Source organism: Yoonia maritima, assembly GCF_003003285.1.
In the GTDB taxonomy this organism is placed as follows: domain Bacteria; phylum Pseudomonadota; class Alphaproteobacteria; order Rhodobacterales; family Rhodobacteraceae; genus Yoonia; species Yoonia maritima.
Genome location: NZ_PVTP01000011.1, coordinates 92,540 through 104,769, shown reverse-complemented (window position 1 = coordinate 104,769; position 12,230 = coordinate 92,540). Strand labels below are relative to the sequence as shown.

Genomic DNA, 12,230 nt, shown 5'->3' with positions numbered 1-12,230 from the left:
GGATTGACATGACTGACCTCACCCCACGTGAAATCGTATCGGAACTTGATCGGTTTATCATTGGACAGAACGACGCAAAACGCGCCGTGGCTGTGGCCCTGCGTAACCGCTGGCGCCGTAAGCAATTGGGCGACGATTTGCGCGATGAAGTTTACCCAAAGAACATTTTGATGATCGGGCCCACTGGTGTTGGTAAAACCGAGATCAGCCGCCGCTTGGCGAAACTTGCCCGTGCGCCATTCATCAAGGTCGAAGCAACAAAGTTCACCGAAGTCGGCTACGTCGGCCGTGACGTTGAACAAATCATCCGTGATCTGGTTGATACTGCAATCTTGGACACGCGCGAGCACATGCGCGAAGACGTCAAAGCCAAAGCACAACAAGCCGCCGAAGACCGCGTTATCACAGCTGTTGCTGGCACCGATGCCCGCGATGGAACCCGCGAAATGTTCCGACGCAAGCTGAAGGCTGGCGAACTGGACAACACCGTGATCGAGCTGGAGCTGGCAGACACATCCAACCCGTTGGGTGGTTTTGAAATACCTGGCCAGCCCGGCGGAATGGGCGGCATGATGAACATTGGCGAATTGTTCGGCAAAATGGGCGGTGGCCGCACGGTTAAGAAGAAGATGACCGTCGCAGAAAGCTATGACGCGCTAATCGCAGACGAAGCCGACAAACTGCTTGATGATGAGACAGTGACCAAAGCCGCGCTAGAAGCAGTTGAACAAAATGGCATCGTCTTCTTGGACGAGATCGACAAAGTCTGCGCACGCTCTGACGCACGTGGTGCTGATGTTTCCCGCGAGGGTGTTCAGCGCGATCTACTGCCATTGATCGAAGGTACAACCGTTTCAACCAAACACGGCCCAATCAAAACAGACCACATCCTGTTTATCGCCTCTGGCGCATTCCATGTCGCCAAACCATCAGACTTGCTGCCTGAACTACAGGGCCGTTTGCCGATCCGTGTTGAACTGCAAGCCCTGACTGAAGACGACTTTGTCCGCATCCTGACCGAAACCGACAACGCACTGACGCTGCAGTATACCGCACTGATGAAAACGGAAGAAGTCATAGTGACGTTTTCTCCCGAAGGGATCAAAGCACTGGCCAAGATCGCGGCAGAGGTCAATGAATCCGTTGAAAACATCGGGGCACGGCGATTGTACACCGTGATGGAACGCGTATTCGAAGACCTGTCTTTCAACGCGCCTGATCGCGGTGGTGAAGCTATCACCGTAGATGCCGCATTCGTTGAAAAGCATCTTGGCGAATTGTCCCGTTCCTTGGATGTCAGCCGCTACGTGTTGTGATTTAGCTGCACCCCTGCATTAGGGCTTTCCTTTTGGGCGGTGCAGGATCACCAAAGGCGTATGAATTCATTCGCCTCTTATTTCCGTTTTATCCGTGAAAACGCGCCATTCCTTGGGGTTGGCGCGATTTTATCGTTCCTGTCTAGCTTTGGCCAAACGTTTCTGATCGCCGTCTTTGCCGGAGAAATCCGCGAAGAATACGGGCTATCCAACGGCGATTGGGGGCTGATCTATATGATTGCCACAATGACGTCAGCGGGGGTCATGATTTACGCAGGCGGTTTGACAGACAGGTTTCGCGTCCGCAGTTTGGGTGTTGTCGTTCTGACATTGTTGGCGTTGTCCTGCCTTGGCATGGCGTTCAATACACATGTGCTTGGCTTAGTTTTTGTCATCTTTTGCCTACGCCTGTTTGGCCAGGGCATGAGCAGCACAATTTCGATCGTGGCGATTTCACGTTGGTTCATCGCGACACGTGGCCGTGCGCTCGCTGTATCAACGCTTGGGTTTATCCTTGCCGAAGCCGCGCTACCGCTATCAAGCGTCTGGCTAAAATCTCATATGGAATGGCGAAAAATTTGGGTCGGATTCGCAGTTTTCATTCTGCTCATGATCCCACTCTTGTGGAGATTGCTCAAACTCGAACGAACTCCGCAATCCTCGGCAAAGTCCGACACTGCTGTTGGCATGGACGGACGACACTGGACTCGCGCCGAGGCATTACGCCACCCGCTATTTTGGACACTTGCCCCCGCGATGGCGTTGTTCCCCATGCTCGCTACTGCATTCTGGTTTCATCAGGTCCACTTTGCAGAAATCAAAGGATGGGAGCATCTGAAATTCGTTGCTGTATTTCCACTGGGGACATTCACATTCATGGGCTCCACGTTCCTGTTTGGCTGGGCCGTGGATAAATTCGGGGTAGGGCGGTTATTGCCGATCTACCTACTGCCATACTCAGTCGCATTCATCGTTCACGCCTTTGCCCCCACGATAGCCTGGTCCGCATTGGGTGTGATCCTGATGGGATTGGCTGGCGGCGGTCAATCAACGTTACCTGGTTCCGTATGGAGCACATATTTCGGCACCGCACACATAGGATCCATCAAATCAGCAGCGGTTGCTTTGATGGTACTTGGGTCCGCGATTGGCCCGGGACTATCTGGTTGGTTGATTGATCTCGGCTTTGAATTCGATACGCAGCTTTTGTTTTACTCAGCAACTTTCGTGATCGCGTCACTTGCCATGGTTCCAGCGATCAAAAAGGCGCAAACCCGTCTATCGGCTTCGGCGTAAATACACATAATACGCGCCGTGGCCTCCGTGTTTCAAATGCGCTGGCGTCACTTGAAGGATCGCGTGGTTTAGTGGTGGAAGCGCAAGCCATTGTGGGACCTGGTGTCGTAAAACGCCCTGCCGAGTTGGGATGGCTCCGCCATCATCACGATCTTTGCCTTTGCCAGTGATCACCAAAACCAACCGACGCCCGATCGAGTGCGACCCAAGTATAAATGCAACGAGTTCGGGGTGTGCCTCGCTCATAGTCATTCCATGCAGGTCGATCCGCGCCTCTGGCACCAGTTTACCGCGTTTCATTTTGCCGAATGATTTGTGGTCCATATGTACAGGTGCACGGCTTAGTCGTTCTGTGATGCTGGGCAAAATATCATGGGGGCGGTGCGTATTTGCTTTTTGTCCAACCTTAAAGTTTGGCATCGGTGTGCCGCCAACATCACGGGGTTTTGGTTTAGGCTTGATCGGTGCCTTTTCAGCAGCGTGCGATTTCGGATCAAGTGGTTTTGCCCGTTCGGCAACTTTATCCCACAGCGCACGCTCTTCTTCAGAAAGGTTTCTTGGCCGCCGCATCAGGTCGTCTTTCCGCAAATTCGCTGCGCCATATCATTTGGCAGCAAGACAACCATACGTCCGCCATCATTCACCTGACCAGCCAGACGCCCAGCCTCGCTCCCAGTGCCAAAGAATATGTCGGCACGTTGAGCACCCTTGATCGCCGATCCCATATCTTGGGCAGTCATAAGACGGTGCGTCCCAGCTTTTTCAATCCAAACCGGCGCACCAAGCGGGGTGATTTCTGGATCAACGGCGATTGATCTACCCGCAGTAATCGAAGCACCTAATGCGCCCAAAGGGCCGTGATCTGCGGGAACCTCGGTTATTTCTTTGAAGAAGACATAGCTTTCGTTTTCCCACAAAAGCGCCTGACCCTTCGTCCTGTTTTGGGCAACCCAGTCACGGATGGATTCCGGGGTCACATCGCTTTCAGCCAGTTCGCGCCGCGCAATAAGAACCTTTCCGATGGATGTATATTCCCGACCATTCTTGCCTGCGAAGCCAACGCGCATCATGGTACCATCGGGTAGCTGAATGCGGCCTGATCCTTGGACCTGCAGAAAGAACAAATCGACGGGGTCAGAAAGCCACGCAATTTCCAAACCGCGCCCTGCAAGAGGTTGGTCTTCGTCAATCTGCCGACGTGTGTATTTGGCCGGTTCGTCGGGCAACGCATAGATGGGAATTGAAAATGCTTCAGACTTTGTGCGCGATCCAGCAAGCTGCGGCTCGAAATAGCCGGTGAACACCATCGGTGCACCGTCTTCGATCAAAACGGGTTGAAAGTGGCTTTCGAAAAACTGACGGGGTGATTGCGCGGCATTCGCCATATCGCCCCAGTTATCATTGGTCAGATGCGCGCTGGTGTTCAGAAAAACATCAAGGGCGGCCTGATGATCATCAGCCGCCCAATCGTTCAAATCGTCAAAGGACAATTGCCTATATGTCAGTCCGGCCATTGCCTTGCCTGCACCTTATTCGCCAGTCGCAACCAGTTTCCAGTTTGGATCACCGGCATCCATCCGACGCGAGAATGTCCAAGTATCTTTCTGGCGTTTCACTTCTTTGTCGCTGCCTTCGACGATGTCACCACCGTTATCGCGGACGACCGAAGTCATCTCGGACTTAAAGCGGACAGAAATATCTGCTTCGTTGTTTGATGCATCGAATTCGGCCGCAGCCAAGGTCATGTCGCTGACACCGATGAATGTAGCGTCAACAGTAAGACCTTTGCGTTTACGGTCTTCGACAACGAAAGCAAAAGCTTCGTAAACGTCATCAGAGATAAACGGTTTGATTTCGTCCAGATCGCCTTTTTCAAACGCCATCAGGATCATTTCATAAGCGGCACGTGCGCCGCCCAAGAACTCCGAAACATTAAACGTTGGATCAACGCGCTTCATCGCGGCAAGCGCTGTCGCTGCGGCGCTACCTTCAGTGACGTGATCGGTGATATCCAGATCAGGACCGTCTTTCACAAGCTCAAGATCAGGCCTTTTTCCACGCCGATCATCTTGTGACGGGCGTACGACAGGTTTTTCGAAACCTTCGCGCGTGCCCAGAACACCCCGCAAGCGCAGGATCAAAAAGACGGCAATGCCAGCCAATACCAAAAGTTCAATAACAGAGTTCATTCGGACCTCAATTAGGGTGGGGCATGGAAACATACCCGTTCCAACCCTATGTAGGGGCTGTATAGGGCCAAGTCCACCTTGCCCGGAACAAGTTAAGAAAGGCGCCCACTATGTGGCTATTGATCGCATTCATCGCAGTCCCAATGATCGAAATCTCGTTATTCATCCAAGTTGGCGGCGCCATTGGTGTTTGGTGGACTCTTTTAATTGTTCTGACAACGGCAATCGCCGGGTCATATTTGGTAAAACAACAGGGCCTGCGTGAACTTGGAAAACTTCAACAATCTTTTTCTGAACTCCAAGATCCGTCCGAACCATTGGCAAATGGGGCGATGATCTTGTTCGCAGGGGCTCTTTTACTAACACCGGGTTTTTTCACAGATATTGTAGGGCTTTCCCTATTGATACCAAAGGTACGCCAAGCAGCATTTGTCTGGGGCCGTTCAAAGATCAAGGTCGCTAGCTTTACAGAAACTTCCAACCAGCAACGCACACAACAACCCAATGATCAGGTCATTGATGGTGAATTTCAGGACGTGACCGGAGACAAAAAACCAACACATCCGCCATCAGGGTGGACCCAGCATTGAGCCTTAGGACATTGGCTGTTAGGAAAACGCCAACAGAATTTAACCGGAGCAGTTTATAATGTCTGATACCCCCGAAAACGGTGCCGCTGCGGCACAACCCGCGCAGGTCAAAAGCCGTGTAATGGCACAGTACATCCGTGACATGTCTTTCGAAAATATCCTTGCGCAAAAAGGTGTTTCTGGCGAAGCCCAACCAGAAATTCAGGTTCAGGTGAACCTAGATGCGCGCAAGCGTACTGCAGACAACCAGTACGAAGTCATCACAAAACTAAACATCACCAGCAAAACTAAAGACAAAGGCGAGCCACTGTTCGTTCTGGAAATCGAATATGCTGGCGTTTTCCACGTCGAAGGTGTCCCAGAAGAGCAGATGCACCCATATCTGCTGATCGAATGCCCACGCATCACTTTCCCATTCCTGCGCCGCATCGTCAGCGACATCACACGCGACGGTGGTTTCCCAGCGCTTAACCTAGAAACAATTGATTTCGTTGCGCTCTACCGTTCGGAGCTGGCACGCCGCGCGGAAGCAGAGAAAGCAAAAGTTAACTAAGCTTTTTCCACAAAGCATCGTCGCCCAATTTGTCGATAAAGGCATTATGGGCGGCGGTTTCTTCAGCAGTTAGCCGCGATGGCAACGGCTGGGGCCGCGCCGATGGGCGCCAATCTTCTGAAGCATTGCTATTCGCTTTTGAACGCGTGTCTGATGAGAGCGCGAAATCCGGCTGTCGTCCGCCGATCAGCTCTAGATACACTTCGGCAAGGATTTCACTGTCCAACAACGCGCCGTGCAACGTCCGCGAAGAGTTGTCGATGCCAAACCGACGGCAAAGCGCATCCAATGATGCTGGCGAACCGGGGAACTTGCGACGTGCAATTGCCAACGTATCAAGTGATTGATCCATAGGCAGCAACGGGCGACCAAGCCAACCCAGTTCCGCATTCAAAAACTTCATATCAAATGCGGCGTTATGGATGACCATTTTTGAATCACCCACGAAATCAACAAATGCCTGAGCGATATCTTTGAACACTGGCTTGTCACGCAGCGTTTCTTGACCCGGCTTTGGATCTTGGGGCGGTTGCAATAAATCGGGACCAATACCGTGAACGCCAAACGCCTCGGCTGGCATTGATCGTTCGGGATTGATGTACTGATGATATGTACGGCCGGTTGGCATATGGCCGATCAGCTCGATCGCACCGATTTCAACAATCCGGTCGCCTTCGTTGGGTTCAAACCCGGTGGTTTCCGTATCAAGTACGATTTCGCGCATCAGATTGCCCCTTTAGTTCCGCAATCAGGTTTCGCACAGCAGCGCGGGTATCGTCCAGCGTCAGCGTTTCAATAATATGGTCAGCGCGTTCACGTTTTTCTGCATCCGGCGTTTGGCGGGAAAGAATAGTCTTGAATTGCTGTTCCGTCATACCGGGCCGGTCCATCACACGTGATTTTTGTATGTCAGCAGGGGCCGTCACAACCAAAACTGCATCTAACCATTCGTCTGCACCAGTTTCGAACAGCAAAGGTATGTCAAAAACCACCAGTGGATCATTATGATTGGCTAAGAATTTACGGCGACTGTCAGCAACAAGCGGATGCACAATTTTTTCAAGCTGCGCGATGACTGTTGGATCTGATGCAATCAACTCTTTCAGTACGTCTCGGGACACTGATTTTTCGACGACCGCATTGGGAAACGCAGCAGCGATGGGTGCTACGGCCAATCCATCTTTTTCATATAGTTCATGCACAGTGGCATCTGCGTCCCAAACAGGGACACCTTCGTCGCGAAACATCTGTGCTGTCGTGGATTTTCCCATCCCAATTGATCCGGTCAATCCAAGCCGTATTGTCATGCTAAAACAGCCTGACGCGTTTCTTCATCGACTTCTGGGCGCTTACCGAACCAACGTTCAAACCCAGGCACACCCTGATGAAGCAGCATTCCCAAACCATCGACTGTCGTACAGCCGACCTTTTCGGCTGCCTTCAAAAACGGCGTACGCAGCGGGTTATACACAATATCTGTGACGACAGTTTCAGGGCGCAGCGCATCAAGCGAGACTTTGAATTCAGCAGCACCTTTCATCCCAAGCGAAGTCGTATTGATCACGACATTCGCGTCTTCCAGAACACTGCCAGCCTGAACCCAATCGACCACACGAATACGCGCACCGAAATCAGCGCGCAAAGCTTCTGCTTTGGCACGGGTCCGGTTGGTAAGGATAATTTCCGGCACACCAGCGTCTGCCAATGCCACGATAACAGCGCGCGCAGCACCACCAGCACCAAAGATTACGGCTGGCCCAGATTTTGGATCCCAATCCGGGGCGCCTTGGCGCAGATTGGAAATGAAACCATAGCCATCGGTGTTGTCCGCAAAAATGCGTCCGTCTTCTTTGAATGTCAGCGTATTCGCCGCACCAATCAAGGTCGCACGATCTGTAATTTGATCCGCGTATTGCAGTACTTCTACCTTATGCGGAAGCGTGACGTTCACTCCTACGAAACCCTGACTAGGCAGCATCCGTAGTGTTTCTTCCAGATCACCTTCTGTGACTTGTAGGGCGGTGTATTCACCCGGCAACCCATAACGCTTGAGCCAATAACCGTGCAGTTTTGGCGACAAAGAATGAGAGATTGGGTTACCAATGACACAAGCTTTTGGTGATTGGGTCATGACGGAAGTGTCCCACGCAATGTCAGATAAGATAGTAGCTCTAATAGCGGCAGTCCCAGCACGTTGAAATAATCCCCCTCGATGCGCGTGAAAAGTCGCACACCTTCTTCCTCAAGCTTATAGGCTCCGACAGAGTAACGAATGCTTTCCCAGTTGCGATCAACATAATCAGTTAAATATGTGTCGCTCGCGTCACGCATTTGCAGCCGCACAACGCCAACATGACGCCATAGCGGTTTGCCTTCGCCGTATATCACAGCTGCTGACAACAACTGATGCTTTTGACCGCGCAAAGACTGTAACTGTGAAAGCGCCTGCTCGGGTGTTTCTGGCTTACTATATATAGTGCGCCCAAGCGCCAAAACTTGATCACAGCCAATGACAAGCGCATCTGGATGTTTTGCGGCAACCCTTTGTGCTTTGAGTTCGGCCAAAGTGTCGGCAATATCCCGAGGCGCAGCATCTTCAGCCTCGAGAGACTGGCGGATCGCATCTTCGTCAATACGAGCCTTATAAACTGTAAAGTTGACCCCCGCGTTTTTGAGCAATGTTGCGCGAATTTCAGAGCCAGAGGCCAATATGATCGTATCGGTCATGTGGATAACCTTTTGGAAAAACCGTGTGTCAGCCTGCGGGCGACCTGTGGGATGAGTCAGTGGATTTCTGAACCTGTGCGAAAGTCGAAACTTATGCCAGCTGTTATGCCGATTTTTCCACGGTGGGAAAGGATAAGTCGGCCCTGTGGAGGAATCGCGCGAAAGTGCAGAGTCAATGTCACAATAGGTACCGGTCGCGAAAACATTACAACGTTCAACGTATTGTTTTTATGACATAAAAGCTTAATTCTAACAAGAGTTATATAATTATTTTTCCAAGTTCAGCCTTGGGATAAGTCTGCGGATGAAAAAACAAACCACAGAAATTGGGCTCACTATCATCATCATCATCTTTTCTTTTAATATATATTTATTAAGAGGTAACTGACGGAAGAGAGTGAAACACATGCTGGAATTTCTGAGCGGTTATTACGATTGGATCAAAGCGATCCATATTATGGCTGTCATCTCGTGGATGGCCGGTATGTTCTACTTACCGCGTTTGTTTGTTTATCATGCTGAGCGGGCAGTGGTTGGATCAGAGCTTGATCAGACATTCCAGGTAATGGAAGAAAAACTGCTTCGTGTGATTATTAATCCCGCTATGGCCGTCACCTGGATCGCAGGGTTGACCATGCTCGCCATGGGGGCATTCGATTGGGGATCGGTCTGGGCATGGGCAAAAATCATATCTGTGATCTTAATGAGCGGTTTTCACGGCTGGCTAAGTAAACGACGGAAAGAGTTCGCTGCAGGGACCAACACGCGCTCTGGGCGGGTCTACAGGCTCGCTAACGAGGTTCCGACAGTTCTGATGGTGATAATCGTTGTAGCGGTCGTTGTGCGCCCGTTTTAGGGCGTCGTTGACTCGCGGTGCATGTTTGCTTATGTGTGCCGCAGCTTCCCGTCCGGGAAAGTGGTTTTTCCATTTTTATATGCAAAGACACCGGCCATTGGGCTGGTGATGGATTTTATGATGTCCCAACACCGTCTGAACCTTGCTGATCTCAAGGCACAAAGCCCAAAAGATCTGTTGTCGCTGGCTGAAGAGCTCGAAATCGAAAATGCTTCGACGATGCGGAAAGGCGATATGATGTTCGCCATTCTGAAAGAGCGGGCAGACGAAGAATGGATCATCGGCGGTGACGGCGTTTTGGAAGTCTTGCAAGACGGCTTTGGTTTCTTGCGTTCACCCGAAGCGAACTACCTTCCGGGTCCAGATGATATTTACGTTTCACCAGACATGATCCGTCAGCATTCATTGCGGACTGGCGATACCGTCGAAGGTGTGATGAAAGAGCCGAACGACACAGAGCGTTACTTTGCGCTGACTTCGGTTGAACAAATCAACTTTGAAGAGCCAGAGAAGGCCAAGCACAAGGTTGCGTTCGACAACCTAACGCCGCTTTACCCAGATGAGCGGCTGAACATGGAAGTCGAAGATCCAACGATCAAAGACCGCTCAGCACGGATTATCGATCTTGTTGCTCCTATTGGTAAGGGGCAGCGTTCATTGATCGTCGCGCCGCCGCGGACTGGTAAAACGGTTCTTTTGCAAAACATCGCCAACTCGATCGAAAAGAACCACCCAGAATGCTATCTGATCGTTCTGCTGATTGACGAACGCCCTGAAGAAGTCACCGACATGCAACGTTCGGTGAAAGGCGAGGTTGTTTCTTCGACATTTGATGAACCAGCAACACGTCACGTTGCTGTGTCTGAGATGGTTATCGAAAAGGCAAAACGTCTTGTTGAACATAAGCGCGACGTCGTGATCTTGTTGGATTCGATCACGCGCCTCGGCCGCGCATTTAACACAACCGTTCCATCGTCCGGTAAAGTTCTAACCGGTGGTGTGGATGCGAATGCATTGCAACGTCCAAAACGTTTCTTTGGTGCGGCACGGAACATCGAAGAAGGCGGCTCTCTGACAATCATCGCAACCGCGTTGATCGATACAGGTTCACGTATGGACGAAGTTATCTTTGAAGAATTCAAAGGTACGGGTAACTCTGAGATCGTTCTGGATCGCAAAGTGGCTGATAAGCGCGTATTCCCTGCGATGGATATTCTGAAATCCGGTACACGGAAAGAAGAGCTGTTGGTGGATAAGGTCGATCTAGCGAAAACATACGTTCTTCGCCGGATTCTAAACCCAATGGGTACGACTGATGCGATTGAATTCTTGATTGGTAAGCTAAAGCAGACCAAAACAAATTCGGACTTCTTCGATTCAATGAACACGTAACTTATTGTTATAATACAATGGGTTGATTTATGGATACGATTTTTGCCTTAGCAACTGCAAAGGGCCGGGCTGGTGTGGCTGTGGTCCGTTTGTCAGGTTCAGACGCGGTGAGATCTGCTGAAAGGCTGATGGGGAATGTACCTGTCAGCCGAGGTGTTCGTGTGCTTTCCGATCCTGACGGGCAATTGTTGGACGAAGCGTTGGTCCTGAAGTTCGCAGAAGGAAAAAGTTTCACAGGCGAAGAGGTCGTGGAGTTTCATTTGCACGGTAGCCCGGCCGTCGTGAGTGCAGTGTTAACCGTGCTCGGAAACGATCCTCAACTTCGTCAAGCAGAACCCGGGGAATTTACACGTCGCGCGCTTGATAACGGGCGGCTAGATTTGGCGCAGGTCGAAGGCCTAGCCGATTTGATTGATGCTGAAACTGAGAGTCAGAGAAAGCAAGCGGTCAGAGTTTTCTCTGGTGCGTTGGGTGATCTGGCAGAAGGGTGGCGGATAAAGCTGATCCGGGCGACTGCATTGCTAGAGGCAACGATTGACTTTGCGGACGAAGAAGTACCGGTCGATGTTGCGCCTGAAGTTCTTGAACTGATCGGCGAAGTCAAAGCGCAGATGCGTCGCGAAGCAGAAGGCGTGCGCATTGCTGAACGTCTGCGAGACGGTTTTGAAGTCGCGATTATTGGTGCACCGAACGTCGGAAAATCAACACTACTTAATCGGCTTGCTGGTAGAGAAGTCGCTATTACATCAGAAATTGCCGGTACGACCCGTGATGTGATCGAAGTGCGACTTGATCTTGATGGTCTTGCTGTAACGATGCTGGATACAGCGGGATTACGTGACACAGATGATGTGGTTGAGGGCATAGGTGTTCAACGGGCAAAAGAAAGAGCAGCACAAGCAGATATACGTGTCCATATGTTGTTACCTGATGATATTGGACCACTTAATGTAGGTGATAGTGATATTCTTGTTCGGGCAAAATCTGATCTAGATTGCGGAGAAGGCCTAGCAATATCAGGGAAAACTGGGGACGGAGTTGATGCGCTTGTTGAAAAAATTTCTGATATCTTGAAGGAACGGGTAGGTTCTGTCGGGATTGCAATGCGCGAACGACATAGGATCGCTATGGTGAACGCCATTCGCTTTCTGGACGCGGCAGAAGCTGATCTTGATGTACAGCATGGGATGACTGACCTTACTGCGGAGGAACTTCGTTCGGCTATTCGCGCAGTGGATAGCCTTGTCGGCCGAGTTGATGTAGAACAAGTCCTTGATGAAATCTTTTCTAGCTTTTGCATCGGCAAATAGG

At 51.0% G+C, this 12,230-nt stretch carries 14 protein-coding genes; 7 read left to right on the top strand and 7 right to left on the bottom strand.

What is annotated here, in order from left to right; genetic code table 11:
* Window positions 1-8 precede the first annotated feature (8 nt).
* Entirely contained in the window at window positions 9-1,316 is a 1,308-nt protein-coding gene (gene hslU / locus CLV80_RS14865) for an ATP-dependent protease ATPase subunit HslU (protein WP_106358725.1), read from the top strand.
* Window positions 1,317-1,376: 60 nt separating this feature from the next.
* Window positions 1,377-2,612 carry an MFS transporter gene (locus tag CLV80_RS14860; protein ID WP_106358724.1) on the top strand — a complete coding sequence of 412 codons (1,236 nt, stop codon included), beginning with the start codon at window positions 1,377-1,379 and terminating at the stop codon, window positions 2,610-2,612.
* Here CLV80_RS14860 and CLV80_RS14855 read toward each other — a convergent pair.
* Genes CLV80_RS14855 through CLV80_RS14845 form a run of 3 tightly spaced genes read right to left on the bottom strand, consistent with a single transcriptional unit; the run spans window position 2,595 to window position 4,801 of the window.
* Complete coding sequence (locus CLV80_RS14855; RefSeq protein ID WP_106358723.1) at window positions 2,595-3,182, bottom strand: Smr/MutS family protein; 588 nt, start codon at window positions 3,180-3,182, stop codon at window positions 2,595-2,597. The two genes, CLV80_RS14860 and CLV80_RS14855, sit on opposite strands and share 18 nt — an antisense overlap.
* Window positions 3,182-4,126, bottom strand: a complete 945-nt coding sequence (gene mltA, locus CLV80_RS14850) for a murein transglycosylase A (RefSeq protein WP_106358722.1) — start codon at window positions 4,124-4,126, stop codon at window positions 3,182-3,184. The genes CLV80_RS14855 and mltA overlap by 1 nt, the downstream gene beginning before the upstream one ends.
* A gap of 15 nt (window positions 4,127-4,141) precedes the next feature.
* Window positions 4,142-4,801, bottom strand: a complete 660-nt coding sequence (locus CLV80_RS14845; protein WP_106358721.1) for a Tim44/TimA family putative adaptor protein — start codon at window positions 4,799-4,801, stop codon at window positions 4,142-4,144.
* A gap of 110 nt (window positions 4,802-4,911) precedes the next feature.
* Between CLV80_RS14845 and CLV80_RS14840 the strand changes: the two genes are divergently transcribed.
* Together CLV80_RS14840 and secB are read left to right on the top strand one after the other, a co-directional pair.
* Complete coding sequence (locus CLV80_RS14840) at window positions 4,912-5,391, top strand: FxsA family protein (RefSeq protein ID WP_106358720.1); 480 nt, start codon at window positions 4,912-4,914, stop codon at window positions 5,389-5,391.
* Window positions 5,392-5,449: 58 nt separating this feature from the next.
* Entirely contained in the window at window positions 5,450-5,944 is a 495-nt protein-coding gene (gene secB / locus CLV80_RS14835) for a protein-export chaperone SecB (protein ID WP_106358719.1), read from the top strand.
* Here secB and dnaQ read toward each other — a convergent pair.
* From dnaQ to CLV80_RS14815, 4 genes are read right to left on the bottom strand one after another with little or no spacing between them, the layout of a single operon-like run.
* Window positions 5,937-6,668, bottom strand: a complete 732-nt coding sequence (gene dnaQ / locus CLV80_RS14830) for a DNA polymerase III subunit epsilon (RefSeq protein WP_106358718.1) — start codon at window positions 6,666-6,668, stop codon at window positions 5,937-5,939. The genes secB and dnaQ overlap by 8 nt on opposite strands.
* A complete protein-coding gene (gene coaE, locus CLV80_RS14825) occupies window positions 6,649-7,251 on the bottom strand; it encodes a dephospho-CoA kinase (protein WP_106358717.1) in 603 nt (200 codons plus the stop codon). Before coaE ends, dnaQ begins: the two co-directional genes overlap by 20 nt.
* Window positions 7,248-8,075: a shikimate dehydrogenase gene (locus tag CLV80_RS14820; RefSeq protein ID WP_106358716.1), complete on the bottom strand. Its 828-nt coding sequence runs from the start codon at window positions 8,073-8,075 to the stop codon at window positions 7,248-7,250. Before CLV80_RS14820 ends, coaE begins: the two co-directional genes overlap by 4 nt.
* Window positions 8,072-8,671, bottom strand: a complete 600-nt coding sequence (locus tag CLV80_RS14815; protein WP_106358715.1) for a Maf family protein — start codon at window positions 8,669-8,671, stop codon at window positions 8,072-8,074. The genes CLV80_RS14820 and CLV80_RS14815 overlap by 4 nt, the downstream gene beginning before the upstream one ends.
* 406 nt (window positions 8,672-9,077) lie before the next feature.
* Between CLV80_RS14815 and hemJ the strand changes: the two genes are divergently transcribed.
* The 3 genes from hemJ (at window position 9,078) to mnmE (ending at window position 12,229) form a co-directional block, all read left to right on the top strand.
* Window positions 9,078-9,527 (top strand): protoporphyrinogen oxidase HemJ, encoded by a 450-nt coding sequence (gene hemJ / locus CLV80_RS14810; protein ID WP_106358714.1) that lies wholly within the window; start codon window positions 9,078-9,080, stop codon window positions 9,525-9,527.
* 120 nt (window positions 9,528-9,647) lie between these two features.
* The gene (gene rho / locus CLV80_RS14805; protein ID WP_162617712.1) at window positions 9,648-10,919 is read left to right on the top strand and encodes a transcription termination factor Rho; all 1,272 of its coding nucleotides are present in this window, start codon (window positions 9,648-9,650) and stop codon (window positions 10,917-10,919) included.
* 29 nt (window positions 10,920-10,948) lie between these two features.
* Window positions 10,949-12,229: a tRNA uridine-5-carboxymethylaminomethyl(34) synthesis GTPase MnmE gene (gene mnmE / locus CLV80_RS14800; RefSeq protein WP_106358713.1), complete on the top strand. Its 1,281-nt coding sequence runs from the start codon at window positions 10,949-10,951 to the stop codon at window positions 12,227-12,229.
* Window position 12,230 lies beyond the last annotated feature (1 nt).

Coding starts and splice junctions, on each gene's coding strand:
- hslU (WP_106358725.1), top strand. CDS start 9: ATGACTGACCTCACCCCACGTGAAATCGTATCGGAACTTGATCGGTTT.
- CLV80_RS14860 (WP_106358724.1), top strand. CDS start 1,377: ATGAATTCATTCGCCTCTTATTTCCGTTTTATCCGTGAAAACGCGCCA.
- CLV80_RS14855 (WP_106358723.1), bottom strand. CDS start 3,182: ATGCGGCGGCCAAGAAACCTTTCTGAAGAAGAGCGTGCGCTGTGGGAT.
- mltA (WP_106358722.1), bottom strand. CDS start 4,126: ATGGCCGGACTGACATATAGGCAATTGTCCTTTGACGATTTGAACGAT.
- CLV80_RS14845 (WP_106358721.1), bottom strand. CDS start 4,801: ATGAACTCTGTTATTGAACTTTTGGTATTGGCTGGCATTGCCGTCTTT.
- CLV80_RS14840 (WP_106358720.1), top strand. CDS start 4,912: ATGTGGCTATTGATCGCATTCATCGCAGTCCCAATGATCGAAATCTCG.
- secB (WP_106358719.1), top strand. CDS start 5,450: ATGTCTGATACCCCCGAAAACGGTGCCGCTGCGGCACAACCCGCGCAG.
- dnaQ (WP_106358718.1), bottom strand. CDS start 6,668: ATGCGCGAAATCGTACTTGATACGGAAACCACCGGGTTTGAACCCAAC.
- coaE (WP_106358717.1), bottom strand. CDS start 7,251: ATGACAATACGGCTTGGATTGACCGGATCAATTGGGATGGGAAAATCC.
- CLV80_RS14820 (WP_106358716.1), bottom strand. CDS start 8,075: ATGACCCAATCACCAAAAGCTTGTGTCATTGGTAACCCAATCTCTCAT.
- CLV80_RS14815 (WP_106358715.1), bottom strand. CDS start 8,671: ATGACCGATACGATCATATTGGCCTCTGGCTCTGAAATTCGCGCAACA.
- hemJ (WP_106358714.1), top strand. CDS start 9,078: ATGCTGGAATTTCTGAGCGGTTATTACGATTGGATCAAAGCGATCCAT.
- rho (WP_162617712.1), top strand. CDS start 9,648: ATGTCCCAACACCGTCTGAACCTTGCTGATCTCAAGGCACAAAGCCCA.
- mnmE (WP_106358713.1), top strand. CDS start 10,949: ATGGATACGATTTTTGCCTTAGCAACTGCAAAGGGCCGGGCTGGTGTG.